Below are 25,549 nucleotides of genomic sequence, written 5' to 3' on the forward strand. Positions count from 1 at the left end.
ATGGCTGATGCCGAAAAGACGAACAGGTTCGAAGACGGGATGAAGACCCGTCGCGAAGTGCTTGGAAACGCCCATGTGGATCGCGCCCAGGCGGCGTCCACACCGTTCGACCAGCCCTTTCAGCGCTTGATCACGGAATCGGCTTGGGGCACGGTGTGGTCTGGTACGCACTGGACCAAGCGGGAGCGCTCCATGGTCACGATAGCGCTGCTTGCCGCGCTCGGTCAGGATGAGGAAGTGGCCATGCATGTGCGTGCCACGGCCAATACCGGTGCGACGGAGGAAGACATTCGCGAAGCGCTGATGCATGTGGCAATTTACGCTGGCGTTCCAGCCGCCAACCATGCTTTCAAGATTGCGAAGGCTACGCTTGCCGAAATGCGGGCTGCGTCTTCGCGTGAGGAGGAAAAGAAATGACGAATACACCGCCCGAAACCGGACCCTTCTTTGCCAGAGACCGCAGCATTCATCCGCCCGCATTCGCGCCGGGATATAAGACGTCGGTCCTGCGTTCGCCGCAGCGCGCGCTGATTTCGCTGGAAGGTACCAGAAGTGAGATCACCGGTCCGGTCTTTGGCCACAGCATGCTCAACCCGCTGGATAACGACCTGATCCTCAACTATGCCCAGCCCGGCGAAATGCCGATCGGCCCGCGCATTCTGGTGCATGGTCGCGTTCTGGATGAACAGGGCCGGGGTGTCGATGGCGCGCTGGTGGAGTTCTGGCAGGCCAATGCAGGCGGGCGTTACCTGCACAAGAAGGAAACCTATCTCGCGCCGGTCGATCCGAATTTCGGCGGCGTTGGACGCACGATCACCGATGCAGATGGCTATTACTGGTTCAAGACGATCCAGCCCGGCGCCTATCCATGGCCCAATGGCGTGAATGACTGGCGCCCGGCACATATTCACTTTTCCGTCTTCGGCCACGGCTTTGCCCAGCGGCTGATTACCCAGATGTATTTCGAGGGCGACCCGATGATCTGGCAATGTCCAATCGTCAAGACCATTCCGGACAAAGCGGCTATCGAGCGGCTGGTTGCGGCACTCGACATGACCTCCGCCATTCCGATGGATATGCGCGCCTATAAGTTCGATATCGTGCTGCGCGGACGCCGCTCCACCCTGTTTGAAAACCGCATGGAGGGCAATTGAGATGGTTCAGCCGTTGTATTACTTCAAGGAAAGCGCCTCCCAGACCGCAGGCCCATACGTCCATATCGGCTGCACGCCCAATTTTGTCGGCATTGAAGGCGTCTTTGCCGAGGACCTCGGTTCCGCTGCGCTTTATAATGACAACGCCAAGGGCGAGCGTATCACCATTCGCGGCACCGTTTATGATGGCGGTGGTAATGCGCTGAAGGATGCGCTGATCGAAATCTGGCAGGCGGATGCCGAAGGGCTTTATAACAGCCCCAGCGAAACACGCGGCACGGCTGATCCGAATTTCTCCGGCTTTGGCCGCTCGCCCGGAAGCATGGATACGGGTGAATTCGTTTTTGAGACCATCAAGCCCGGCAAGGTACCGTTCAAGGACGGTCGCTGGATGGCCCCGCACATTACCTTCTGGATTGTCGCGCGCGGCATCAATATCGGTCTACACACCCGCATGTATTTTCCGGAAGAAGGCGATGCGAATGCGAGCGACCCGGTTCTGGCCCGTGTTGAACACAAGCCACGCCTTGCAACCTTGATCGCAAAGAAGGAAGAAGGAAACACCTATCGTTTCGACATCCATCTTCAGGGTGACCGCGAAACGGTTTTCTTCGACATTTGAGATCAAAATGAGCTTTTCCCCTTTTGAACATCCTGTCCTCGGCGGTCTTTTCGGTGATGCGGAAATAGCAGCGCTATTTTCCGCGGAAGCCGATATCGCCGCCATGCTGCGGTTTGAAACCGCGCTGGCCTCGGCACAGGCTGCGACGGGCATTATTTCAGACGGGGAAGCCACCAGCATTTCGCAAGGTCTCGCAAAGGCCTTGGTCGATTATGCCGCCTTGCGAGATGGCGTGGCAAAAGACGGTGTCGTCATACCGGAACTGGTGCGCCAATTGCGCGCAGCGGTGAGCGGCGAGGCTGCTGCCAAAGTACATCTCGGCGCGACCAGCCAGGATGTGATCGATACCAGCCTCATGCTGCGTCTGAAGGCCGCGGCCTTCATCATCGGCACGCGGCTGTCCTCCTGCATTTCGGGTTTGGAAAATCTCGCAAAACGTGATGGTTCAAAACCCCTCATGGGCTACACCCGCATGCAGGCCGCCATTCCGATTACGGTCGCAGACCGGGTGGCGAACTGGCAAAAGCCGCTCTATCGCAATGAAGAACGCCTTCATACCTTGCTGGAGAACGGCTTTTCCCTGCAATTCGGTGGCGCTGCCGGTACATTGGAGAAATTCGGAGACAAGGCATCCGATCTCCGCACCGAGCTGGCAAAGAGGCTTGACCTTGCCGATATCTCGCAGTGGCATAGCCAGCGCGATGGCATTGCCGATTTCGGGCATTTCCTGTCGCTTATCACCGGCTCGCTCGGCAAATTCGGGCAGGATGTCGCTCTGCTTGCTGAACTCGGTAAAGGCATTCGTCTCTCCGGTGGCGGCGGTTCGTCTGCCATGCCACACAAGCAAAATCCTGTCGTAGCCGAAACGCTGGTCGCATTGGCGCGTTTCAACGCCGTGCAGGTCTCCGCATTGCATCAGTCAATGGTGCATGAGCAGGAACGATCCGGTGCAGCGTGGATGCTGGAATGGCTGGTCCTGCCGCAAATGGTTGCCGCAACCGGCGCCGCGCTTCTGTCTGCCGAACGCCTGATCCAGCAGATCGAAGCGCTGGGCGACTGACCGTTCTCTTCTATTCCAACCTGCTTTTTTAGGAACCATTGTCCAGGGGGCACGTTCACTTGGCAGGAGAGCTGCTGCGTCAAACGGACATAACGATGTCTGACAACGTCAGGATTTTTTTGTTTTGTTCTGAAGGCCAACGAAACAGCGGTCATGCTTCTTACCCATCCGGGGCTCTCCGATATGATCACTCCCGCCAAGGAGAACAGCGATGGAAAAGACCGAAACGCGAAAGCTTGCGGAAGAATACATGCTTCTCGGCGGAACCCGTCAGGTGATGATAGACGATAACAAGACCTTCGTCCGCCAATACGACACAGAGCCGGAAGAAGCAGAACGCTTCTGGCAGGACCGTATAGCGGTACTGGAAAAGGCAAGACGCGACGATGTCGAGTTTTTCTTGCCATCCGTCAATTCAGACGAAGCCAACTGAGCTTCGCACAACAATCTAGCAAAGGAGAAAGCCATGACAGCTATCAACGCTGCTAAAATCGTGATTCTTGCAACGGACGGATATGAACGTTCCGAGTTGCGGGTGCCTTATGAAGAGTTGACAAGGAAGGGTGCCGACGTCAAAATCGCATCTCTCGAAAAAGGCGAAATCAAAAGCTGGGACGAGAAGAACTGGGGCGATAGCATCGAGGTCGATATCCTTGCCAAGGATGTCCGCGTGGAAGATTTCGACGCGCTTGTCCTCCCGGGCGGTCAGATCAACCCTGACATTTTGCGCGCCAGCGATGATGCCATGCGCGTCGTCCGCGAATTCGTGAAATCCGGCAAGGTCGTCGCCGCCATCTGCCACGCACCATGGCTTCTCATCGAAGCCGATGCCGTAAAGGGCCGTCAGGTTACGTCATACGGTTCGATCAAGACTGACGTCAAAAATGCCGGTGGCATCTGGAAGGACGAGAAGGTCGTGACCGATAAGGGCATCATCACCTCACGCTCGCCAGATGACCTCGAAGCCTTCGTCGGCAAGATTGTCGAAGAGGTTGAAGAAGGTCGCCACGAGCGACGCGCAGCCTGATAGGCAATAATTTCGGAGCCGCCATGAGAATGGCGGCTCTTTTTATGGATATTTGGCCCATCGTGGTGGCCGCTTTTCCAGAAAAGCAGAGATACCCTCTCTGGCCTCATCACTTTCCCAGGCGTCTGCGAGCGCCTGAACGCTGGCATCGATCACCGCATCATCGATTTTCATCGATAGGCTGCGGGCTAATGCCTTAGCGCGCCCAACGGCTTGCGGGGCTACCTTCAGGTAGGGGGCAACTTCTAACTCCACCGCTTCATCCAGATCATACACCGGAACGGCTGCTTTGATCAGTCCCAGACGTGCAGCTTCCGCAGCGTCGAATAGTCTTGCGGACATAAAGACGCGGCGCGCAAATCCTTCGCCGATCCGTGCCAGAACATAAGGGCCGATGGTGGCGGGAATGATGCCGAGCTTTGTTTCGGTCAGGCCGAACTTCGTATCCTCAGCGGCAATCACGACATCGCAGATGCACGCCAGGCCTATGCCGCCACCGAAGGCTGCGCCGTGAACCTTGCCGATAAGGGGTGCGCGAAGTTCGTTCAGCGCGCGCAGCATTTCCGCCAGTTTTCTCGCTTCGCGCATACGGGTTTCACGGTCAGCCTCGATCTGCGCCATCATCCATGAGAGATCGCCACCCGCGCAGAAAAGCTCACCGTTTCCAGAGAGGATGATTGCGCGGATATCATCTTCGGCATTGGCCTTAGCTGCAAAATCCGTCAACTCCGCAATCATCGTCGCCGTCATGGCATTGCGTTTATCTGGGCGGTTCAGCGTGAGGGAAACAACGCCGCGCGCATCTCTGGACACCTGCAATGTTTCATATTCCATGCGCGGCTCCTGTTATCTGGCGGGCGAGAGCGGCGGCGGTTGCCAGTGCTTGCATATCGACGCCCGTATCATAGCCCAGCGCAGAAAGCCGGGCGACGACAGCCTCCGTCGCGACATTGCCTTTGGCGCCCGGCGCATAGGGGCAGCCGCCAAGGCCCGCGACCGAACTGTCGAAGGTGCGGATGCCGAACTCCAGCGCATATTCTATATTGTCAAGGGCGCGGTGGTGCGTGTCATGGAAATGCCCCGCCAGTCTTGCTGCATCGATGTGACGGCAAAGTAAACTCAACAAACCCTCAAGCTTCTCTGGGGTTGCCGCCCCAATCGTATCGCCAAGGCTGATTTCGTAGCAGCCAAGCGCAAGAAGTGTCTCACTCACAGCAAGGACACTTTCGGCAGCAACAGCACCGTCATAGGGACAATCCGTGATGCAGGAGACATAGCCGCGTACGGGGAGGCCGATGTCCTTTGCCGCTTGGAAAACCGGCTTGAAGCGCTCGATGCTGTGAGCAATCGAGCAATTGATGTTCTTTTGGCTGAAGCCTTCCGAGGCCGAGGCGAAGACCGCAATCTCATCCGCTTTCGCGCTAACCGCCGCCTCAAAGCCTTTCAGGTTGGGCGTCAGCGCGGCATAGGTTACGCCGGTCTTACGGTGAATGCCCGCCAGCACCTCGGCAGAATCGGCCATTTGCGGTACCCATTTGGGGCTGACGAAGCTGGTGGCCTCGATTTTCTGAAGGCCAGTCTGCGAGAGCCTGTCGATCAGCGCGATCTTGTCGGCGGTGCTGATCATGGCCTTTTCGTTTTGCAGACCATCGCGCGGTCCAACTTCGAAAATCGTGATTTTATCAGCCATCCTCGGCCTCGAAGACGATGAGTATGTCGCCATGGCTGACCTGCTGCCCGGCGGTCGCGTTCAGCGCTGCGATGGTGCCATCCCGCGGTGCGCTCAGCACATGCTCCATCTTCATGGCCTCCAGCACCATCAAGGCCTCGCCTTGCTGGACGGACTGGCCAGCGGTGGCAAATACCTTAGCAACCAGCCCTGGCATGGGGGCGGCTATCATATTGCCACCCTGATCTTTCGCTGCCGCTTGCGCCAATGGATCTATCTTCGTCCAGCTGAAGCAATGACCATCGATGAAGAGATGCGCCTTGTCCTGCTGCGCAAACATGCGGAAGGTTTGACGATGACCAGCGTCTTCCACCGTCAAGTCGTTCCCATTTCGCGTTACACGAAAATTGCCCGCGGCAGTCTTCACGGCAGAGCCATCGACCAGTAAGTCGATATGTTCGACGTCTTCCTCTCGCAGGAGCGACAGTTGCAAGCTTGATGTGCCCCAAATGCGGAAGCCGCGCAGCATGTGGAAAGGGTCTGATCCCGTGGGTGGATCGAGGAGGCCGCTGACGAGCAGAGCAGCAACGGCTGATCCATAGGATGGGGGCTCCGGCCTTGTGATCAGCTGCGGTAAATGCCGTGCAATCAACCCGGTATCGACATCGCCGGAGGCGAAACTGGCGTCGCGGGAAAGTGCGGTCAGGAACGCCAGATTGGTCACGGTTCCAGCGATCTCGGTTGCGCTCAGCGTGGCCGTCAGCTTTCGCAGTGCTGCATCACGCGTCTCGCTATGCACGATGATTTTTGCGATCATCGGGTCGTACCACGGGGTGATCGTATCGCCTGAGCGCACGCCGCTATCGATGCGGATGGCCGCCCGTTCGAATTCTGCACCATTTGGAAAGCGCAGATGGTCCAGCTTTCCCGTGGCAGGCAGAAAGCCCTGTGCCGCATCTTCCGCATAAAGTCGGGCCTCGAAGGCATGGCCGGTGATTGTTACATCATCTTGCGAGAAGGGCAGGGGCTCCCCCGCCGCCACGCGCAATTGCAGTTCCACGAAATCCAGTCCGGTAATGGCTTCCGAAACCGGATGCTCCACCTGAAGCCTTGTGTTCATTTCCATGAACCAGAAACCATCGCTGCGCAGACCCTGGCTGCCATCGGCAATGAACTCGATGGTACCCGCACCGCGATAGCCAATCGTGCGGGCCGCTTCCACGGCTGCTGCACCCATGGCAGCGCGAACCTCTTCCGTCATGCCCGGCGCAGGTGCTTCTTCGATAACCTTCTGGTGGCGTCGCTGGAGCGAGCAGTCCCGCTCGAAAAGGTGGACGACATTGCCGAAAGCGTCAGCAAAAACCTGTATTTCAATGTGTCGTGGCGAGGTTATGTATTTCTCGACCAGCACGGCAGCGTCGCCAAAACTTTTCGCGCCCTCACGCTGCGCGCTCTCCAGTGCCGAGAGAAAATCTTCCGGTCTTTCTACAAGCCGCATGCCCTTGCCGCCGCCACCGGCGCGCGCCTTGATCAGCACCGGATAACCGATCTGCGCAGCCTGGTCTTTCAGAAAGGTGGCATCCTGTTCCGCACCATGATAGCCCGGCACCACAGGTACACCGGCTTTTTCCATCAATGCCTTTGCCGCATCTTTCAGCCCCATGGCGCGGATAGCGGTCGAGGGCGGGCCGATGAACACAAGCCCCGCCTTTTCGACAGCCTCTACGAAATCGGGGTTCTCAGACAGAAAACCATAGCCGGGATGCAGCGCCTCCGCCCCGGTTTTCAAAGCCGCCTCTATGATTGCCGCGCCATTCAGATAGCTGTCCGAAACGGCAGGCGGGCCGATCCGCACGGCTTCGTCGGCAAGCTGTACATGTTTGGCCTGCGCATCCGCATCGGAATAGACGGCGACTGTTTTGATGCCCATGCGCCGCGCCGTGGTTATGACCCGGCAGGCGATTTCTCCGCGATTGGCGATGAGTATTTTCTGAAACATCGCGCGCTCCTCACATGCGGAAAATGCCGAAGCGGGTGTCGGCTATTGGTGCGTTGAGGGAGACTGAAAGGCTGAGCGCCAGAATCTCACGGCTTTTGCGCGGGTCGATGATCCCGTCATCCCACAGCCGGGCGGATGCATAGAGCGGGTGGCTTTGCCGCTCGAACATCTCGATGGTGGGTCGCTTGAATTCTGCTTCCTCCTCCGCACTCCAGCTTTGCCCCGCGCGCTCCAGTCCGTCGCGTTTTACGGTCGCCAGAACGCCTGCGGCCTGTTCGCCACCCATCACCGATATGCGGCTGTTGGGCCATGTCCATAAAAAGCGCGGAGAGTAGGCTCGGCCCGCCATGCCATAATTGCCTGCCCCGAAGGAGCCTCCCACCAGCATGGTGATTTTGGGAACGGAGGTCGTTGCCACCGCCGTCACCAGCTTGGCGCCGTGGCGGGCAATGCCCTCATTTTCGTATCGGCGTCCCACCATAAAGCCCGTAATGTTTTGCAGGAAGACGAGCGGGATTTTGCGCTGGGAGCAGAGTTCGATGAAATGCGCACCCTTTTGCGCCGCCTCGCTGAACAGCACACCATTATTGGCAACGATGCCCACAGGGCAGCCCATGATATGTGCAAAGCCGGTGACAAGCGTTTCACCGAAACGCGCCTTGAACTCATCGAAACGGGAACCATCGACAATCCGGGCAATGACTTCGCGGATATCGTAAGGCGTCCGCAAGCTTGCCGGAACAACGCCAAGAATTTCCTGCGGATCGTAAAGCGGGTCTTCCGGTGCTTGCCACGTCACGGTTTCAGCCTTGCGGCGATTGAGACCGGCAACGGTCTGTCGGGCAAGGGCCAGCGCATGCTCATCATTTTCCGCGAGATAATCGGCAACACCGGAAAGACGGGTATGGACATCGCCACCGCCCAGTTCTTCGGCAGAGATGACTTCGCCGGTCGCGGCCTTCACCAGCGGCGGACCAGCCAAAAAAATGGTGCCTTGGTCGCGCACGATAATGGTCACATCCGACATGGCCGGCACATAAGCCCCACCCGCCGTGCACGAGCCCATGACCACGGCAATCTGGGCAATGCCCGCAGCGCTCATCTGCGCCTGATTATAAAAGATGCGCCCGAAATGGTCGCGATCCGGAAAAACCTCGTCCTGATTGGGCAGGTTCGCGCCGCCGCTATCCACCAGATAGAGGCAGGGCAGGTGGTTTTCCTCCGCGATTTCCTGCGCCCGCAGGTGTTTCTTGACGGTCAGAGGGAAATAGGTGCCACCCTTAACCGTCGCATCGTTGCAGACGATCATGCAGTCTTGACCGCTGACCCGGCCGATGCCGGTAATCAGCCCGGCACTCGGCACGGCAGCATCATAAACACCGTAAGCGGCAGTCACTCCGATTTCCAAAAACGGGGAGCCGGGGTCGAGCAACCGGGTTACGCGGTCGCGTGGCAACAGCTTGCCGCGGGCAAGGTGACGCTCGCGTGCCGTCTCGCCACCACCAGCCATGGCGATGTCGACGGCGTCTTCCACCGTTTTCAAGGCGGCTTCATGGGCGCTGCGATTGCTTGTGAAGGTGTCGCTGCTGGTCAGGATTGAGGATTTCAGAACGGTCATTGCGCCTGCTTCTCCATCAGCTCACGCCCGATCAGCATCCGGCGAATTTCCGATGTCCCGGCACCGATCTCCATCAGCTTGGCATCGCGGAACAGGCGACTGACGGGCGTCTCATTCATGAAGCCCGCGCCGCCCATGGCCTGCACCGCCTGATGCGCCACGATCATGGCTTGCTCCGAAGCATAGAGAACGCAGGCCGCTGCATCCTTTCGGGTCACCTTGCCGCGGTCGCAGGCGCGGGCGACCTCATACATATAGGCGCGGGCCGTGTTGAGCGCCGTATACATATCCGCAATCTTGCCCTGCATGAGCTGGAAGCTGCCGATGTTCTGGCCGAACTGCTTGCGGCTTTTGAGATAGGGCATGATCTCATCCAGGCAGGCCGCCATGATACCGGTGCCGATACCGGACAGAACGACGCGCTCGTAGTCCAGACCGGACATCAGCACCCGCACGCCTCGACCTTCTTCGCCAAGGACATTTTCCATCGGCACTTCGACATCCTCGAAAATCAGTTCCGCCGTGTTGGAGCCGCGCATGCCCAGCTTGTCGAAATGCGGGCCGGTGGAAAAGCCCTTCATGGATTTCTCCACGATGAAGGCAGTAATGCCTCTGCTGCCAGCTTCCGGATCGGTCTTGGCGTAAACCACCAGCGTATCCGCGTCCGGCCCGTTTGTGATCCAGTATTTCGTGCCGTTCAGCCGATAATGGTCGTTGCGCTTCTCGGCCCGCAGCTTCATGGAAACCACATCTGAACCGGCTCCGGCCTCCGACATCGCCAGAGCTCCAACATGCTCCCCCGAAACCAGCTTCGGCAGATATCTCGTTTTCTGCTCGTCGCTGCCGTTGAGTTTGATCTGATTGACGCAAAGGTTGGAATGCGCGCCGTAGCTGAGGCTGACGGAAGCGGATGCGCGGGCTATTTCTTCCACGGCGACCGTATGCGCCAGATAACCCATATCTGCACCGCCATAAGTCTCTGGAACGGTGATTCCCAGAAGCCCGAGGCTTCCCATCTCACGCCAAAGCTCTGCCGGGAATTCGTTTGCCTTGTCTATCTGGGCTGCGAGCGGCTTTACCCGTTCCTGCGCAAAGCGATGAACCATATCGCGCAATGCGTCGATGTCTTCGCCGAGATCAAAGCTCATGGCGTTGGTGAACATGAAACGGCTCCTCCCATTTCAGGCAACGACCAACCACTCTCCCCAGTGGCGCGGTCGTCACGTCATTTCAATCGCCGGCAGAAGTTCGCCGACGATTTGTCACCATGCTACGCCGGAATAATGTGAACTGCCAACCTCCGTGGCGTAGGAATTTGATGAGCGGGAGCAGTCGCGGTCAAAAAATCCACGCAGAATCACGCAATCGTCACTGGCTCAATCGATTATATCTGCATATGAGAACTCGCCGAACATTATTCGGAGCTATGCAAATGCGATCTGCCATTATTTCGCCTCATTTGCGTCATGATTGCGTCCCTTTTGCACGTCGATTCCTGCAATTTTGAAGACGAGATTAATTTTTCTTCATAAAAATACAGACATTCCTTGTCTTTTTGAGTGTGCGTTGCCGCAATTTTGTTGCGCTGCACCATAGCGTTTTTTGCTTGATAAGCTTTGATTTCTGTACGGAAGGGTCTCTGCCGTCAGGGCAAACCGAGAACGCTATAAGAATAAATCAAATGTAGCTCCCCTCTCAATACATAAGGAAACACCGTTGCCTTGAAGGGCGTGGGAAGCGTTGGTCCGTTTCTTCTTGGTTGGCTGTATTTTAATATTAAAACCAGTTCTTTTGTGAGTATTTTGGGTTCGCCTGCCCGGTAAGACTAAGGCGGGGTGCCTCACAAAAAATTCAAAAGCACCAAATTCTGGTCACAGCCTTGCTGTCAGATGATACTCGAAATGACGCGCCCAACGGGTACCGACCATCGCAAAACATAAATGGAGTCCTCTCTATGAAGTCCGCGACTCGATCGGCTGTTTCGCCGCTTAGTAGCTCAGATGAATTTGATGTGAGCTTTCCGATCGGAGGAATCGCTAAACGCAGCTTTGACGTTTCGTCAGCCCTGCTAGCACTCCTCGTACTTAGCCCGATCTTTCTTATGATCATGGCTTTGGTTAAATTTTCTGACCGCGGTCCCGCATTTTACGGGCATCGTCGTGTTGGACATAACGGACGTTCTTTTCATTGCCTGAAGTTCCGCACCATGGTGATGAACGGTGATGAAGTCCTGCGACAGTATCTCTCTGCAAACCCAGACGCTGCAGAGGAATGGAAATCAACACGCAAGCTGAAGGACGATCCGCGCGTTACCGCAATCGGAACCGTTCTGCGCAAGCTAAGCCTTGATGAGCTGCCACAGCTTATCAACATCATTCGTGGTGAGATGAGTGTCGTTGGCCCCCGTCCGGTGGTTGATGAAGAGCTGAACTATTACGAAAGTGCAGCTTCCTATTATCTCAGCACACGCCCAGGCCTCACCGGCTTGTGGCAGATCAGTGGTCGTAACGATGTGTCTTATAAGGCTCGCGTCGATTTCGACACGCAGTATGTGCGCAACTGGTCGATGATGCAGGACGTGTTTATTATCGTCAAAACCATTCCGGCTGTTTGCATGTCACGCGGCAGCTATTGAACAAAATCCTTAGCTCGGTGTTTTGCAGCATTAAGATATTGCGGCCACTTTTTTGTGGCATTTGCGACCGGCTTAAAAGCTGGTCGTAATCCGGCTGCGCGCGCAGCCGTAAATATGGAGTTCAGTATGGTTGGCACTGCCGCCGGATTTTCATTGAATGGTGCGTGGCGCAAAGTTCCTGCGCTCTTCATAGCGGCCTCTCTGGTCGTTATCGGTCCGCTCCACGCTTTCGCACAGGATAATCAATATCGCCTGGGTACTGCCGACAAGCTTCGCATCCGCGTTGCAGAATGGCAGCCCGCCGATGGCACGATCCGCAACTGGGATGTCATCAACGGCGATTATGCCGTCGGTGCATCCGGTTCGCTGTCTCTTCCCTTCATTGGTCAGCTGGATGTTGCAGGCAAGACCACGGGTGAGGTTGGCGAGGAAATCGGTGCGCAGCTGCAAAGCAAATTTGCGCTTCGCAATCTTCCGTCCGCTTCCGTCGAGGTCTCGCAGTTCCGTCCCGTGTTCCTCATGGGCGATGTTCAGCAGCCTGGCGAATATCCCTACGCACCCAATCTCACCGTCCTGAAGGCCGTCAGCCTGTCCGGCGGTCTGCGCCGGTCGGATGCCGGTCAGCGTTTTGCCCGTGATTTCATCAATGCCCGCGGCGACGCCGCCGTCTATGATGACCAGCGTGGCCGCCTTCTGGCGAGACAGGCGCGGCTTCAGGCTGAAGTCCGGGGCGACAAGGAAATTACCAAGACGCCTGCGCTTGAAAAGATCATCAATATCGATGCGCTTCTGGAAAGCGAGAATGCTCTCATGAAGTCGCGTAGCGAACGCTATACGCTTCAGTTGAAGGCGCTGACCGATCTGCGGCAGCTTCTGGAAACGGAAGTCGAATCCCTGCAGAAGAAGTCGGAAACGCAGAACCGTCAGCTTCAGCTGGCAAATGAAGACCGCGAGAAGGTCAACCGTCTGAACGAGCAGGGGCTTGCCCTTGCGCAGCGACGGATTTCTGCCGAAGAGCGTGCCGCCGAGGTGGAGTCCACGCTTCTCGATATCGATACATCTTCGCTGCGCGCCAAGCAGGATATCAACAAGGCCATGCAGGACGAGATCAATCTGCGCAATGACTGGGTCGCACAGCGCTCCAAGGAACTGCAGGATACAGAAGCCGAATTGCAGAAGCTGAACCTGCAGCTGGGCACCAGCCGTGAGCTGATTTCTGAGGCGCTGGCGCAATCGGCAGAAGCGATCCGCTTCGATCCATCGGGCAAGTCTGCAACCATCACCTACATCATCGTGCGTGAGGAAGAGGGCAAGTCCAAGGAAATCAAGGCCGATGAAACGACGTCCATCCAGCCCGGCGACGTGATAAAGGTGTCATCAGAAATTCTGATGCAGTGAGGTCGAGATGCGGATTGCCAAATCGGCACTGATCGATCCGGATAAAAACGGCCTTTACGGAACGGCGGCGGTGGCGCTGTCGTTCTTCGTGTTCGCCTATTCATCCAAGTTCGGGCAGGTCTCTATCCTCGCCTATTACGCCGTGTGGTTTCCGCTGGTGCTGGTGGATTACCGGCGCGTTCTGGGCAATTACTTTAAATATCTCTGGATTTTCGCCTTCGGAATTCTCGCCATCCTGTCCAGCTTCTGGTCGGATGCCATGTCTGTGACCATGCGTTCGTCCATTCAATACATGACGCACATCATCTGCGCGCTGATTGCCATGCGGGTGATTTCGATAAGGACACTAACGCGCGGCGCGCTGATCGGGACCATCGTCGTTCTCTTGTATTCGCTGTTGTTCGGCCTTTACCTGTTCGATGCGCTTGATGGCACGGTCAGCTTTGTCGGTGCATTCTCTTCCAAGAACCAGCTCGGGTTCTATGCGTCGCTGGGCGTCATCTTTGCCGCTTCCTCCGTGCTGGTGTTGCGGCAACGGGATATCCTGTGGCTGGGCATTGCCGGGGTCGCGGGTCTGCTTTCCGCCTATTGCCTGCTGGCATCACAATCGGCCACGTCGGTCATCACCACTGCTGCCGTGGTGGCCATGATCATCGGCTTCCTGCCCATGAACATGCTGTCTCCCGGCAATCGCAAGATGATCTTTCTGGCGCTTGTCGGTGCTGGTGGTCTCATAGCCGTGGCATCTCTGCAATTCGGGCTGCTCGATGCCATCCTCGGCATTTTCGGCAAGGATACCACCCTGACCGGGCGCACATACCTCTGGCAGCAGGGCATTGAGGCGGCCAAGGCCTCTCCCATTTTGGGTGTCGGCTATCAGGGCTTCTGGGTTATGGGCTTCTTCGATGCGGAACGCCTCTGGGCCGATTTCTTCATCACCACACGCAGCGGCTTTCACTTCCACAATACCTATATCGAAACCGTCGTTGAAAATGGTTTCGTGGGAATGATCCTGCTTGCAATCGTGCTGTATGGCACCTTGATCGGGCATCTGCGCTCCATTCTGGTGAAGAAAGACGATCCGCAAGGGCTGATCCTGTGCGCGCTATGTGCTCTCTTCGTGGTGCGTTCCTTCGTGGAAATCGACATTATCTTTGCGTATCAGATCGGCTCCTTCCTGCTTTATTATGCGGCGGGGAAGCTGACCCTACCACAGCGGGCACCCGCAGGTGCCGGGCCTTTTTCACGCATTGCCATGCGTCCCGTCGCCGGGCAGTGAGCATTTATAAAAGCCGGTTTTCCGGCTTTTTCTCTTCTCCACAAGACTCCTGTGCCAGCGTTATTGACTCTTTGCTGAAATTGGAACAAAAAGTGAACAGTTAGTATTTTAGCGTGAAATGCTCCTGAAAAGTCTTGTGTCATGCATAAACGCGCAGAACAGCTTGTTGTGGAAGAATTGCGGGAAAGGCTGGAGCGGATCACGCAAGGCCCGGCCCGCCACCAGGAGATTCTGCCCTTCGGTGTTGCCGCACTTGATGACCATCTGCCCGGCGGTGGGTTGAAGCTTGGCAGCCTGCATGAGGTCAGCGGCGGCGGCAACGGTGCGGTGGATGGTGCGGCATCGGCCCTGTTTTCGGCAGGCATAGCGGCGCGTGTGAAAGGCAAAATCTTGTGGTGCGTGACGCGGCCTGATCTGTTCATGCCCGCCTTGACGCAGGCAGGCCTGTCGCAAAACCGGCTGATCATCGTGGAATGCCGGGATGAGAAGGGCGTCTTGGATTGTTTCGAAGAAGGACTGCGCTGTAACGGCTTTGGGGCCGTGGTGGGGGAGGTGTCGAAACTGCCGATGAACACGTCCCGGCGTCTGCAACTGGCGGCGGAAGCCTCCGGTGTCGTCGGTCTTGCCATTCGCCGCTGGCGTCATCCATCCGGTGCCGTCGAGTTCGGACAGCCGACCGCTGCCGTGACCCGCTGGCGTATTTCCGTGCGGCCTTCCACGCCACTGCCCGTGCAGGGGGTGGGGAGGGCGCGTTGGTTTCTGGAGCTTTTGCGCTGTCGTGGCGGCGAATGTGCCGATTTTGAAGTGGAAGCCTGTGATGCAAAGGGTTGTCTCGCTCTACCTGCCGACATGGTCGACAGACCGATATCGCAGGGCGCTTGGCAAACAAGCGCCAGCGCTTGATCGTCCGGTCGTCATGATCGCCAGACAGGGAAGTCGCCGCGTTATCGCCGCGCAGGATGTGGCTGCGACCTCTGCGGGTTTGCGGCTCGGCATGCCCGTCAGCAAGGCACAGGCCATCATTCCCGACCTCATCGTTGAGGAATTGCAGCCAGCCGACGACGCCAAGGCGTTGCGCGATCTCGCCTTCTGGTTCCTGCGCATCTATGCGCCCATCGTCGCGCCCGATCCGCCAGATGGTCTGGTACTGGATACGACAGGCGCAGACCATTTGCATGGCAACGAGCTGTTGATGCTGACCGGCATGGTCAACCGCTTGCACGGGCTCGGCTTTACGGCGCGCGCTGCGATTGCCGATAGCTGGGGGGCAGCACATGCGCTTGCCCGTTTCGGAAAAGAGCCTGTGACCATCGTGCCGCAACATGGGGCCACAGCCGCCCTCGCAGCATTGCCCTTGGCGGCACTGCACCTTGAGCCGAGGATCGTGGCCGACCTAAAAGTGCTGGGTTTTCGCACCATTACAGAGCTTATGGCGACGGCGCGTGCGCCGCTTACATTACGGTTCGGCCCGGAAATCGGGCGCAGGCTGGATCAGGCCCATTGTCTGCTGTCAGAACCCATCGAACCGATCCGCATCCCGGAACTGGTCGAGGCCTTCCGCTTCTTTGCCGAACCGATTTCCGCTGCCGAGACCATTGCGCGATACACCGAAAAGCTCGTTCGCCAGCTTTGCATCGGGCTGGAAAAACGCGGCCTTGGCGCAAAGCGTGTCGATCTGGTGCTGCACCGGGTCGATAGCGGCTTGCAGGCCATCCGTGCAGGAACGTCGAAGCCGGTTCGCGATGTCAAACAGCTGACCCGCCTTTTGTGCGACCGGATCGATACGATCAATCCCGGTTTCGGTATCGAAAAAATGACGCTGACGGCAACGCACGCGGAAGCACTTGTGCTGGGGCAAGCGCGTTCCACCCTGCTGGATGATGCGAAGGCTGATATCGGCGAAACCGTCGATGTCATCATCAACCGTGGTCACAAGGTCTATCGTTACGCCGCTGTCGCCAGCGACGTGCCGGAACGTTCCATTCAGATGGTTGCCGCACAATCTGCCGATGATACCCTCGGCTGGCCGGACCACTGGCCTCGCCCGGTACGCCTTTTTGCCCGCCCGGAACCGATCCAGACCATGGCGCTGCTGCCGGACCATCCTCCCAAAAGCTTCACCTGGCGCGGCATCCGTCGTCTGGTGAAACGCGCCGATGGGCCGGAGCGCGTGTTCGGCGAATGGTGGAAACGCGACCGCGAACAGGCCGCCGTTCGCGATTATTTCATGGTGGAGGATGAGAGCGGCGAACGTTTCTGGATTTTTCGCTCCGGTGATGGCGAACACGCTAATACTGGCTCTCAGCTCTGGTTCATGCACGGGCTATTTGGATGAGCGACCATTACGCCGAACTTCAGGTGACGTCGCATTTCTCGTTTCTGCGAGGCGTCAGCTCCTGCGAGGATTTGTTCGCGCAGGCGAAAGCCCTCGGCATCGAGGCGCTGGGCATCGTGGACCGCAACAGCCTCACAGGCATCCCGCGCGCCCATGAAGCGGCAGAAAAAACCGGCATCCGGCTTGTCGTCGGGTGCCGGCTCGACTTGGAAGACGATATCTCCGTACTGGTCTATCCCACCGACCGCGCCGCCTATGGTCGATTGTGCCGTCTGCTCACCCACGGCAAAAAAGATGCGGCAAAGGGCAAGTGCGATCTGACATGGAGCGATCTGGTCACCTATGGCGAGGGACTGCTGGTCATCTTCCTGCCGGACCTTGTGGATGACGCTCTGTCCATCCGGCTGCGGCGCTTGAAAGCGGATTTCGGGGGCCGTGCCTATGTGGCCATGAGTCTGCGCCGCCGCCCGAACGATCATGTCCGCCTCTATGATCTTTCGCGCATGGCGGAGCGCATCGGCGTTTCCACCGTCGTTACCAATGATGTGCTGTTTCACGAACCGGAACGCCGAATGTTGCAGGATGTCGTCACTTGCATCCGTCACAATTGCACCATCGACGATGCCGGTTTCCGGCGGGAGCGACATGCCGACCGCTACCTGAAACCGCCACAGGAAATGCACCGGCTGTTTTCGGCCTATCCCGGCGCTCTCAGGCGAACGCTGGAGATTGTGCGAAGGTGCAAGTTTTCGCTCAAAGAGCTGAAATATCAATATCCTGAAGAAAACATCCTCCCGGGATTGAGTGCGCAGGAAGCGCTAGAGAAATACGTCTGGGATGAAGTGCCGGGAAAGTATCCGGATGGTCTGCCCGAAAAGGTGGAAAAGACCCTCAAACATGAACTGGCGATCATCGCCAAGAAGAAATACGCCCCCTATTTTCTCACCGTGAATGCCATCGTCCGTAAGGCACGGGAAATGGAGATTCTGTGTCAGGGCCGCGGCTCGGCGGCCAATTCTGCTGTTTGTTTTGTATTAGGCATCACCGCCATCGACCCGAAGGAAAGCGACCTTCTGTTCGAGCGCTTCGTCTCGGAAGATCGTGACGAGCCTCCGGATATCGATGTCGATTTCGAACACCAGCGGCGCGAGGAGATCATCCAGTGGATTTACAATCACTATGGACATGACAAGGCAGCACTTTGCTCTGTCATCAGTCGATATCGCGGCAAAGGTGCCATTCGCGATGTCGGCAAGGTGCTGGGCTTGCCGGAAGACCTGACAAAACTCATGTCCTCGCAAATCTGGTGGTGGACAGAGGATGCGGGTGAGAAAGAGGCTAAGGACCTCAACATCAACCTCAATGACCGCCGCGTCAAGCTGGCCTTCGATCTTGCAAGGCAACTCATTGGCACGCCACGTCACCACAGCCAACATCCCGGTGGTTTCGTGCTGACCCATGACCGACTGGATGAACTCGTCCCCATTCTGCCAGCCGCCATGGATGATCGGCGCATCATCGAATGGGACAAAGATGATATTGAGGTCGTTGACTTCATGAAGATGGATTGCCTCGCACTAGGCATGTTGTCCTGCATGCGTCGAGCTTTCGACATGCTAACGGTTCGAAAAGGCGAGAAATTTGAGCTAACCAGCATCAAGAATGACGATAAGCCAACCTATGACATGATCTGCAAGGCCGACACCATCGGGACCTTCCAGATCGAGAGCCGCGCGCAAATGTCCATGCTGCCGCGACTAAGGCCCCGCGAACTTTACGACCTCGTCATTCAGGTGGCGATTGTACGGCCCGGTCCCATTCAGGGCAATATGGTCCACCCCTATCTCAAAAGGCGGCAGGAAAAAGCGCAAGGGAAAACAATCGAGTATGAGCATCCCATGCTCAAACAAGTCCTTTGGAAGACGCTGGGTGTCCCGCTCTTTCAAGAGCATGCCATGCGACTCGCGATTGATTGTGCGGGCTTTTCTGCCAATGAAGCCGACCAGTTAAGGCGGGCAATGGCGACCTTCAAGAATGTCGGAACGATTGCCAATTTCGAAAAGCAACTGGTCAGTGGCCTCATTAAAAATAAATTCCCGGAAGAGTTCGCGAAACGGCTCTTCGAGCAGATCAAGGGCTTCGGCAGCTACGGTTTCCCTGAAAGCCACGCCGCCTCCTTCGCCCTGATCGCCTATGCATCCGCATGGGTGAAGTGCCATCACCATGATATTTTCTGCACCGCTCTTTTGAACTCGCAACCCATGGGCTTCTATGCCCCGGCGCAACTGGTCCGCGATGCGCAAAATCACGGTGTCGTCGTGCGCCCGGTCTGCATCAACACCAGCCGTTGGGATTGTGCGCTGGAAGAAAAAGTCGGACCGGAACGCAATGCCGTGCGGCTCGGCATGTGTCTGGTCAAGGGGCTGTCCAACAAGCGCGCAGGCGATATCATCGCGTGTCGTGAGGACCGGCCATTTGTATCCATCGATGATCTGTGGCGAAGGGCCGGTGTTCCCGTCGATGCATTGGTTGCCCTTGCCGAAGCCGATGCGTTCCTGCCATCGCTTGGCCTTTCCCGGCGTCAGGCTCTCTGGGCCATCAAGGCGCTGCGGGATGAGCCGCTGCCTTTGTTTGCGGCGGCGGCCACGCGCCAGAACAGCGTGATTTCGGAACTGAGCGAGCCGGAGGTTGCCCTGCGGCCCATGACGGCTGGCGGCGAGGTGGTGCAGGATTACGGCCATGTCGGCTTGACCCTGCGTCAACATCCGATGGCGTTTCTGCGCGACGATCTTTCCCGGCGGCGCATCACCACCTGTGCGCAGGCCGTCAATGCGAAAGACGGACGCTGGCTGGAGGTGGCAGGGCTGGTGCTGATCCGCCAGCGGCCCGGCTCGGCCAAGGGCGTCATCTTCATGACGCTGGAGGATGAGACGGGCATTGCCAATGCCGTGGTCTGGGTCAAAACCTTCGAGAAATTCCGCCGCGTCATTCTCTCGGCGGGGATGGTTGGCATTTACGGCAAGCTCCAGCGTGAAGGCGAGGTCGTGCATCTGGTGGCCCATCGCGTCACCGATCTCTCCGATGTGCTGAAAAGCGTCGGCGAAAGGGAGGGGCCATTTCCCCTGCCGCATGGGCGGGGCGATGAGTTCCATCACGGCATTCCGCCGGAAGACAGGCGCCGCCTGAAACGATCAGACATTCAGGACGATGGAGAGGATCACATCACCGTCAAAGGCCGCAATTTTCATTGAACCTTCAGAGGCTCACTCCGCGATCGCGTTCTTGATCCGGTCCTTGCCCACCAGAATGACCTGTCGCATGGCTTTGATGGCAGCGTCTTCATCGCGGGCCGCAATGGCGTGGACGATGCGCAGATGGTTGGACGCAATCTCCGAAATCGTCTCTGGCGAAGCGGCTGGCGAGGACAGCTGGAAGGAAATGGCCAGTGCCGCCTCGATCAGGCCGCTGGCAGAGCGCATGAACGGGTTGCCCGAAATACGCGCGACCGCCAGATGGAAATCCAGATCGACCTTGGCGATGGTTTCCGGGGTGTGGTTCAGATTATCGAACTGCGCGGCGATGGTGTAAAGCGAAACGATGTCTTCGCTGGATGCATGGCGGGCGGCAGCCGCTGCTGCTGCGGGCTCCAGTGCCAGCCGGATATCGGCCAGATGATTGATGAATTCCGGGTCCAGCCCGGCGTCGCAGCGCCAGCCCAAAACGTCGGGATCGAAGAAATTCCAGCTAGATTTTTCCAGAACGCGGGTGCCGACCTTGGCTTTGGGCTCCACAAGGCGTTTGGCCGCCAGCGTCTTCATCGTTTCCCGCAGCACGGTGCGCGAGACGCCGAAGCGCAGGGAAAGCTCCGCATCATTCGGCAGAAGCGAGCCTTCAGGAATGCGACCGGAGACGATGGCGCTGCCGAGTTCAGCCACGACATGCGCGTGGCTGCTACGCCGCTTTCGTCCGGTAATCGTGGTTTCCAGCAGCCCCAATCAATGCCTCCGCTTCCGTTATGCCGGATGTCCCCCGGCCAATCGTCTGTTTGAATACCAGATGATTGTGCGTTGCAACACGATGAATATGAACAATAGTATGCCGATGACGATTTTCGTCCACCAGGAGGAAAGCGTGCCTTCGAAAACGATATAGGTCTGGATAAGCCCCTGTATCAGCAGGCCGATGAAGGTGCCTGCCACCAGCCCTGTGCCGCCCGTTAGCAACGTGCCGCCGATGACCACGGCTGCGATGGCGTCTAGTTCCACGCCAACCGTCGCCAGCGAATAGCCTGAGGAGGTGTAGAGCGTGTAGACGATGCCTGCCAGCCCTGAGAGAAAGCCCGAGAGAGCGTAAATGCCGATGATCGTCTTGCCGATGGGAACGCCCATCAGTTCCGCCGATTGCTGGTTGCCGCCGAGCGCATAGATATTGGCGCCAAAACGCGTCCGGCTCGCGACGAAGATGCCGACTGCAAAGACGATCAGCATCAGAATGGCCAGTGCCGTCAGGCGCCCACCGCCGGGGAAGCGGAAATAGAAGCCCTGAATGGCATCGATGACGGGATGCGAAATCGGCACCGAATCCGTCGAGATGAGATAGGCCGCACCGCGCGCCAGAAACATGCCCGCCAGCGTCACTACGAAGGGTGGGATCGTCAGAAACCGGATCATCGCGCCCATCAGGCATCCGAACAGGGTGGAGATGACCAGCACGGCGGCAAAGGCCACCAGCGGGTGGACATTATAGGTGCCGACCAGCACGGCCACGAACACGCTGGCAAAGGCAATGACCGAGCCGATGGAAAGGTCGATGCCGCCGGACAGGATGACGAAGGTCATGCCGACAGAGGCGATGCCGAGGAAGGCATTGTCCGTCAGAAGATTGCCGACGACACGGGTGGAAAACATCGCGGGATATTGCATCACGCACAGCACATAGGCGACGATGAAGACCGCGAGTGTCGTCAGAAAGGGCAGGTTGCGGGTGTGGATCATCGCGCGGCTCCCTCATGGTTCACGGGTTTGGCGTGCGGGGCTGGGCCATCAGGCTTGCGCGATCTCGCAAAGCCGATGACGGTGCCAATGGCCGGGGATTGCAGTGTCAGCACGACGATGATGATGCCCGCCTTGATGATGAGGTTGAACTCTGGCGGAAAGCCCGAAACGAGAATGCCTGTGTTGATCGTCTGGATGATCAGGGCGCCGATCAGCGAAGCCGTGATGGAAAAACGCCCGCCATTCAGCGATGTGCCGCCAATGACCACCGCCAGAATGGCATCGAGTTCCAGCCACAGCCCGGCATTGTTGGCATCCGCACCCCTGATGTCGGCGGTCACGATCAGGCCCGCGACGGCGGCGCAGAGGCCTGAGACGGCGTAGACGAAGAACAGAAGGAAGCGGGCTCTAACACCTGCAAGCGCTGCGGCGCGGCGGTTGACGCCGGTCGCTTCTATGAGGAAGCCGAGTGCCGATTTGCGCACCAGAATGCCGATCAGCAAGGCCGTCAGCACCCAGATGATGATCGGCATCGGAATGCCCCCGAAGGAGCCGGAACCGAGGGCGGAGAAGCTGTCATTGTTGAAGGTCAGAATAACGCCTTCGGTAATCAGCTGGGCAATGCCGCGCCCCGCGACCATCAGAATAAGCGTCGCGATGATCGGCTGAATGTCAAGAATGGCGACGAGAATGCCGTTCCAGATGCCGCAGGCAATGCCAACAGCCAGCGATACGGCAATGACGACCGGTATCGAGTGACCGCCGCTGATCAACATCGCCGCAACCGCGCCACAGATGGCAATCACCGCACCGATGGACAGGTCGATGCCCTTGGTGGCAATGACCAGCGTCATGCCTATGGTCAGCAGCGCCACGGGTGCGGCGCGCACCAGAATGTCGATGATGCTGCCATAGAGACGTCCGTTCTGGAACGAGACGTTGAGGAAGCCGGGCGAGATCGCCGCGATGGCGCCAAGGATGATGACGAGGGCTGCAAGCTGGGGTGCCAACCGTTTCAGGCGCTTGGTGATAACATTCATCATGCGGCCTCCGTTCTGGCGGCACTGGCAATGGCTTGCATGATATTGTCAGCCGTCACGTCTTCTCCCTTGAGTTCGGCCACATGCCGCCGGTCGGACAGCACGATGACGCGGTGCGCCACAGCCGTCAGCTCTTCCAGTTCCGAGGATATGACGATCAGCGACATACCCTGAGAACAGAGGCGCTCGATCATTTTCAGGATTTCCGCATGCGCCCCGATATCGATGCCGCGTGTGGGTTCGTCGAGGATCAGCAGGCGTGGATCGGTCGCCAGCCAGCGTGCGAGGATGGCTTTCTGCTGATTGCCGCCGGAGAGAAACTTGATCGGTCGTTCGCGATCAGCGGGGCGGATGTCGAGCGATTTGATGAAGCCATCGGCCAATGCGGCCTTTTGTTTGTGCGAGAGCGGGCGCATCCACCCCTGCCGGGCCTGCAGGGCAAGGGCGATATTATCCGCCACGGAAAAATCACCGATAATGCCGTCCGTCTTGCGCTCTTCCGGGCAAAAGCCAAAGCCGTTATCGATGGCCGCTTCCGGTGAGGTGATGGCAACTGTCTTTCCATCGATGCTCGCTTGTCCGCCATCCGGCTTGTCGATGCCGAACAGAAGGAACGCCGTCTCGCTGCGACCGGAACCCAGAAGCCCTGCAATGCCGACGACTTCGCCGGGGCGCACGTCGAGATCGAAGGGCTCGACGCTGCCGCGCTTTCCGTAACCGGTAAAGCGAATGGGTGCATCGCCCTCCACCACGGTTGCTTCCGGGGCCTGGCGATCATGCGTCACGCTTTGCAGCTCGCGGCCCAGCATCATGGAAATCAACTCGCCGCGCGGCAATTCGGAAATGGTGCGGGTGCCGACAAGCTTGCCGTTGCGCAATACCGTCACGCGGTCGGCAATGTCGTAGACTTGGTTGAGGAAGTGGGTGATGATGACGATGCCCAGCCCCTCGGCGCGCAACTGGCGCAGCACGGTAAACAGCATCTCGACTTCGTGGTTGTCCAGACTGGCCGTTGGCTCGTCCAGCACCAGCACCTTGCCGGAGAGATCGACTGCGCGGGCGATGGCGATGATCTGGCGGATGGCGACCGAATAGCTGGAGAGTAGCGCATCGACATTGATGGACAGCCCGTAGCGCGCCAGAAGCGTCTGCGATCTCACGCGCATTTCGCGCCGGTCGATTAGGCCGAAACGGCGGGGCTGCCTGCCGAGAAACAGGTTTTCGGCAACCGTCAGGTTCTCGAGAAGATTGACTTCCTGATAGACGGTGCCAATGCCGAGGTTCTGTGCTTCCGCGACATTCGCAGGGGAAATTTCGCTTCCCTCCAGGCGTATCGTGCCGCGGTCCCGGCTGTAGACACCGGTCAATATTTTGATGAGCGTCGATTTCCCAGCACCGTTTTCACCGAGCAGCGCATGCACTTCACCGCGGTTAAGCGATATGTCGACATTATCGAGAGCAGCGATGCCGAGGAAAGATTTTGCAATGGCGCGCGCTTCCAGAAGGGGGCTGGCTTCGGACATGGTATTTTCCTGCACGGACAGTAAGGAAGGAACGGCAGTTACCTGCCGTTCCCGGAGTCGAAACGGGCTTAGTAGCCCAGTCCCTTCTTCTCCTCGTAAACCTTCATCGGGTCATCGGATGCGGTGTAGAGCTTGGATTCCGTCTGGATCCACTTCTTCGGCTCTTTCTTGTCCTTGAGATATGCATCGAGCGCATCGAAGGCAGGACCGGCCATGTTTGGTGTAAGTTCCACCGTCGCATTGGCTTCACCGGCTGCCATGGCCTTGAAAATATCGGGAACCGCATCGATGGACACGACCTTGATATCCGTGCCGGGCTTCAGACCAGCTTCCTTGATAGCCTGGATTGCGCCGACAGCCATGTCATCGTTGTGGGCGTAGACTGCGCAGATATCCTTGCCGCCGCCTTCAGCCTTGATGAAGCTTTCCATGACTTCCTTGCCCTTGGTGCGGGTAAAGTCACCGGTCTGCGAACGAACGATCTTGATGTTGGCATGCGATGCGATGCCTTCCTCGAAGCCCTTCTTGCGGTTGATTGCAGGCGAAGAACCTGTGGTGCCCTGAAGCTCTACGACCTTGCAGTCCTTGGAGCCGACATCCTTGGCCAGCCATTCACCAGCAACCTTGCCTTCATGGACCTGATCGGAGGTGACGGCAGTCAGATACAGGCTGTCGGGAGCCTCGATCTGACGGTCGAGAAGAATGACAGGAATCTTCTCTTCCTTGGCTTCCTTCAGAACGGCATCCCAGCCGGTAGCGACGACGGGTGCGATGAAGATCGCATCGACGCCCTGCGCGATAAAGCCTCTGATGGCCTTGATCTGGTTTTCCTGCTTCTGCTGCGCATCGGCGAACTTCAGCGTGACGCCGCGCTTTTCGGCCTGCTGCTTGGTAACGGTCGTTTCAGCCGCACGCCAACCGGATTCGGAGCCGATCTGCGAGAAGCCAACGGTCAGAGATTTTGCGGAAACGCCTGATGCCAGACACACAGAAAAAGCGACAGTAACTGCCGCAATTGCTTTTTTCATCTTATATCCTCCCAGAGATGAATTCGGCTATGACGAGACCGATATGAGCATATAGTATTACCTTTGAAAAGGTGCTTTTCAGTAATTTCTCATGTTGATTTCGCCGCGGAAACACTGGAAAATGGAATTTATTGTTATTTTACAATAAAATTAGCGACAAAAATATTT

General features: G+C 57.7%; 22 protein-coding genes. 12 read left to right on the forward strand and 10 right to left on the reverse strand.

What is annotated here, in order from left to right; translation table 11 throughout:
* From pcaC to AC27VJ_RS16305, 6 genes are all read left to right on the forward strand, one after another.
* Entirely contained in the window at positions 1–417 is a 417-nt protein-coding gene (pcaC, locus tag AC27VJ_RS16280) for a 4-carboxymuconolactone decarboxylase (RefSeq protein ID WP_488684893.1), read from the forward strand.
* On the forward strand, positions 414–1,154 hold the full coding sequence (pcaH, locus tag AC27VJ_RS16285) for a protocatechuate 3,4-dioxygenase subunit beta (RefSeq protein ID WP_488684894.1): 741 nt from the start codon (positions 414–416) through the stop codon (positions 1,152–1,154). The genes pcaC and pcaH overlap by 4 nt, the downstream gene beginning before the upstream one ends.
* A gap of 1 nt (position 1,155) precedes the next feature.
* The gene (gene pcaG, locus AC27VJ_RS16290; RefSeq protein WP_113089112.1) at positions 1,156–1,776 is read left to right on the forward strand and encodes a protocatechuate 3,4-dioxygenase subunit alpha; all 621 of its coding nucleotides are present in this window, start codon (positions 1,156–1,158) and stop codon (positions 1,774–1,776) included.
* 7 nt (positions 1,777–1,783) lie between these two features.
* Positions 1,784–2,836, forward strand: a complete 1,053-nt coding sequence (locus tag AC27VJ_RS16295; RefSeq protein ID WP_488684895.1) for a 3-carboxy-cis,cis-muconate cycloisomerase — start codon at positions 1,784–1,786, stop codon at positions 2,834–2,836.
* Between the two features lie 211 nt (positions 2,837–3,047).
* A complete protein-coding gene (locus tag AC27VJ_RS16300; RefSeq protein ID WP_113089114.1) occupies positions 3,048–3,269 on the forward strand; it encodes a hypothetical protein in 222 nt (73 codons plus the stop codon).
* A 33-nt stretch (positions 3,270–3,302) separates the two neighbouring features.
* Entirely contained in the window at positions 3,303–3,863 is a 561-nt protein-coding gene (locus AC27VJ_RS16305; protein WP_488684896.1) for a DJ-1/PfpI/YhbO family deglycase/protease, read from the forward strand.
* A gap of 42 nt (positions 3,864–3,905) precedes the next feature.
* Here the strand turns inward: AC27VJ_RS16305 and AC27VJ_RS16310 are convergent, their stop codons facing one another.
* Genes AC27VJ_RS16310 through AC27VJ_RS16330 form a run of 5 tightly spaced genes read right to left on the reverse strand, consistent with a single transcriptional unit; the run spans position 3,906 to position 10,312 of the window.
* Positions 3,906–4,697 (reverse strand): crotonase/enoyl-CoA hydratase family protein, encoded by a 792-nt coding sequence (locus AC27VJ_RS16310; RefSeq protein WP_488684897.1) that lies wholly within the window; start codon positions 4,695–4,697, stop codon positions 3,906–3,908.
* Complete coding sequence (locus AC27VJ_RS16315; protein ID WP_488684898.1) at positions 4,687–5,553, reverse strand: hydroxymethylglutaryl-CoA lyase; 867 nt, start codon at positions 5,551–5,553, stop codon at positions 4,687–4,689. Before AC27VJ_RS16315 ends, AC27VJ_RS16310 begins: the two co-directional genes overlap by 11 nt.
* Positions 5,546–7,531: an acetyl/propionyl/methylcrotonyl-CoA carboxylase subunit alpha gene (locus AC27VJ_RS16320; protein WP_488684899.1), complete on the reverse strand. Its 1,986-nt coding sequence runs from the start codon at positions 7,529–7,531 to the stop codon at positions 5,546–5,548. Before AC27VJ_RS16320 ends, AC27VJ_RS16315 begins: the two co-directional genes overlap by 8 nt.
* Positions 7,532–7,541: 10 nt before the next feature.
* Complete coding sequence (locus tag AC27VJ_RS16325; protein WP_488684900.1) at positions 7,542–9,149, reverse strand: carboxyl transferase domain-containing protein; 1,608 nt, start codon at positions 9,147–9,149, stop codon at positions 7,542–7,544.
* Entirely contained in the window at positions 9,146–10,312 is a 1,167-nt protein-coding gene (locus tag AC27VJ_RS16330) for an isovaleryl-CoA dehydrogenase (RefSeq protein ID WP_488684901.1), read from the reverse strand. The genes AC27VJ_RS16325 and AC27VJ_RS16330 overlap by 4 nt, the downstream gene beginning before the upstream one ends.
* A 791-nt stretch (positions 10,313–11,103) precedes the next feature.
* On the opposite strand from AC27VJ_RS16330, the gene AC27VJ_RS16335 reads away from it, so the two are divergent.
* The 6 genes from AC27VJ_RS16335 to AC27VJ_RS16360 all read left to right on the forward strand — a co-directional run bounded on the left by AC27VJ_RS16335 (position 11,104) and on the right by AC27VJ_RS16360 (position 20,047).
* Positions 11,104–11,784: a sugar transferase gene (locus tag AC27VJ_RS16335; protein WP_113089122.1), complete on the forward strand. Its 681-nt coding sequence runs from the start codon at positions 11,104–11,106 to the stop codon at positions 11,782–11,784.
* A gap of 126 nt (positions 11,785–11,910) precedes the next feature.
* Complete coding sequence (locus AC27VJ_RS16340; protein WP_488684902.1) at positions 11,911–13,182, forward strand: polysaccharide biosynthesis/export family protein; 1,272 nt, start codon at positions 11,911–11,913, stop codon at positions 13,180–13,182.
* A gap of 7 nt (positions 13,183–13,189) precedes the next feature.
* On the forward strand, positions 13,190–14,461 hold the full coding sequence (locus tag AC27VJ_RS16345; RefSeq protein WP_488684903.1) for an O-antigen ligase family protein: 1,272 nt from the start codon (positions 13,190–13,192) through the stop codon (positions 14,459–14,461).
* 141 nt (positions 14,462–14,602) lie between these two features.
* Positions 14,603–15,364 (forward strand): ImuA family protein, encoded by a 762-nt coding sequence (locus AC27VJ_RS16350; protein ID WP_488684904.1) that lies wholly within the window; start codon positions 14,603–14,605, stop codon positions 15,362–15,364.
* Entirely contained in the window at positions 15,279–16,796 is a 1,518-nt protein-coding gene (locus AC27VJ_RS16355) for a Y-family DNA polymerase (RefSeq protein WP_488684905.1), read from the forward strand. The genes AC27VJ_RS16350 and AC27VJ_RS16355 overlap by 86 nt, the downstream gene beginning before the upstream one ends.
* On the forward strand, positions 16,793–20,047 hold the full coding sequence (locus AC27VJ_RS16360; RefSeq protein WP_488684906.1) for an error-prone DNA polymerase: 3,255 nt from the start codon (positions 16,793–16,795) through the stop codon (positions 20,045–20,047). Before AC27VJ_RS16355 ends, AC27VJ_RS16360 begins: the two co-directional genes overlap by 4 nt.
* 12 nt (positions 20,048–20,059) lie before the next feature.
* On the opposite strand, the gene AC27VJ_RS16365 is transcribed toward AC27VJ_RS16360, so the two are convergent.
* The 5 genes from AC27VJ_RS16365 to ytfQ all read right to left on the reverse strand — a co-directional run bounded on the left by AC27VJ_RS16365 (position 20,060) and on the right by ytfQ (position 25,381).
* Entirely contained in the window at positions 20,060–20,791 is a 732-nt protein-coding gene (locus tag AC27VJ_RS16365; RefSeq protein ID WP_488684907.1) for a FadR/GntR family transcriptional regulator, read from the reverse strand.
* Between the two features lie 18 nt (positions 20,792–20,809).
* Positions 20,810–21,790 (reverse strand): galactofuranose ABC transporter, permease protein YjfF, encoded by a 981-nt coding sequence (gene yjfF, locus AC27VJ_RS16370; RefSeq protein ID WP_113089128.1) that lies wholly within the window; start codon positions 21,788–21,790, stop codon positions 20,810–20,812.
* Positions 21,787–22,830, reverse strand: a complete 1,044-nt coding sequence (locus AC27VJ_RS16375) for an ABC transporter permease (protein ID WP_488685001.1) — start codon at positions 22,828–22,830, stop codon at positions 21,787–21,789. Before AC27VJ_RS16375 ends, yjfF begins: the two co-directional genes overlap by 4 nt.
* Positions 22,830–24,353, reverse strand: coding sequence for a sugar ABC transporter ATP-binding protein (locus AC27VJ_RS16380; protein WP_488684908.1), 1,524 nt, complete (start codon positions 24,351–24,353; stop codon positions 22,830–22,832). The genes AC27VJ_RS16375 and AC27VJ_RS16380 overlap by 1 nt, the downstream gene beginning before the upstream one ends.
* A 68-nt stretch (positions 24,354–24,421) precedes the next feature.
* On the reverse strand, positions 24,422–25,381 hold the full coding sequence (ytfQ, locus tag AC27VJ_RS16385; RefSeq protein ID WP_062451205.1) for a galactofuranose ABC transporter, galactofuranose-binding protein YtfQ: 960 nt from the start codon (positions 25,379–25,381) through the stop codon (positions 24,422–24,424).
* Between the last annotated feature and the right edge of the window lie 168 nt (positions 25,382–25,549).

Source organism: Agrobacterium sp. 20P9.1.2, from assembly GCF_057799395.1.

Bases quoted from the DNA above. Each gene is read 5' to 3' on its own strand.
- pcaC (WP_488684893.1), top strand. From the start codon at position 1: ATGGCTGATGCCGAAAAGACGAACAGGTTCGAAGACGGGATGAAGACC.
- pcaH (WP_488684894.1), top strand. From the start codon at position 414: ATGACGAATACACCGCCCGAAACCGGACCCTTCTTTGCCAGAGACCGC.
- pcaG (WP_113089112.1), top strand. From the start codon at position 1,156: ATGGTTCAGCCGTTGTATTACTTCAAGGAAAGCGCCTCCCAGACCGCA.
- AC27VJ_RS16295 (WP_488684895.1), top strand. From the start codon at position 1,784: ATGAGCTTTTCCCCTTTTGAACATCCTGTCCTCGGCGGTCTTTTCGGT.
- AC27VJ_RS16300 (WP_113089114.1), top strand. From the start codon at position 3,048: ATGGAAAAGACCGAAACGCGAAAGCTTGCGGAAGAATACATGCTTCTC.
- AC27VJ_RS16305 (WP_488684896.1), top strand. From the start codon at position 3,303: ATGACAGCTATCAACGCTGCTAAAATCGTGATTCTTGCAACGGACGGA.
- AC27VJ_RS16310 (WP_488684897.1), bottom strand. From the start codon at position 4,697: ATGGAATATGAAACATTGCAGGTGTCCAGAGATGCGCGCGGCGTTGTT.
- AC27VJ_RS16315 (WP_488684898.1), bottom strand. From the start codon at position 5,553: ATGGCTGATAAAATCACGATTTTCGAAGTTGGACCGCGCGATGGTCTG.
- AC27VJ_RS16320 (WP_488684899.1), bottom strand. From the start codon at position 7,531: ATGTTTCAGAAAATACTCATCGCCAATCGCGGAGAAATCGCCTGCCGG.
- AC27VJ_RS16325 (WP_488684900.1), bottom strand. From the start codon at position 9,149: ATGACCGTTCTGAAATCCTCAATCCTGACCAGCAGCGACACCTTCACA.
- AC27VJ_RS16330 (WP_488684901.1), bottom strand. From the start codon at position 10,312: ATGTTCACCAACGCCATGAGCTTTGATCTCGGCGAAGACATCGACGCA.
- AC27VJ_RS16335 (WP_113089122.1), top strand. From the start codon at position 11,104: ATGAAGTCCGCGACTCGATCGGCTGTTTCGCCGCTTAGTAGCTCAGAT.
- AC27VJ_RS16340 (WP_488684902.1), top strand. From the start codon at position 11,911: ATGGTTGGCACTGCCGCCGGATTTTCATTGAATGGTGCGTGGCGCAAA.
- AC27VJ_RS16345 (WP_488684903.1), top strand. From the start codon at position 13,190: ATGCGGATTGCCAAATCGGCACTGATCGATCCGGATAAAAACGGCCTT.
- AC27VJ_RS16350 (WP_488684904.1), top strand. From the start codon at position 14,603: ATGCATAAACGCGCAGAACAGCTTGTTGTGGAAGAATTGCGGGAAAGG.
- AC27VJ_RS16355 (WP_488684905.1), top strand. From the start codon at position 15,279: ATGCAAAGGGTTGTCTCGCTCTACCTGCCGACATGGTCGACAGACCGA.
- AC27VJ_RS16360 (WP_488684906.1), top strand. From the start codon at position 16,793: ATGAGCGACCATTACGCCGAACTTCAGGTGACGTCGCATTTCTCGTTT.
- yjfF (WP_113089128.1), bottom strand. From the start codon at position 21,790: ATGATCCACACCCGCAACCTGCCCTTTCTGACGACACTCGCGGTCTTC.
- AC27VJ_RS16375 (WP_488685001.1), bottom strand. From the start codon at position 22,830: ATGAATGTTATCACCAAGCGCCTGAAACGGTTGGCACCCCAGCTTGCA.
- AC27VJ_RS16380 (WP_488684908.1), bottom strand. From the start codon at position 24,353: ATGTCCGAAGCCAGCCCCCTTCTGGAAGCGCGCGCCATTGCAAAATCT.
- ytfQ (WP_062451205.1), bottom strand. From the start codon at position 25,381: ATGAAAAAAGCAATTGCGGCAGTTACTGTCGCTTTTTCTGTGTGTCTG.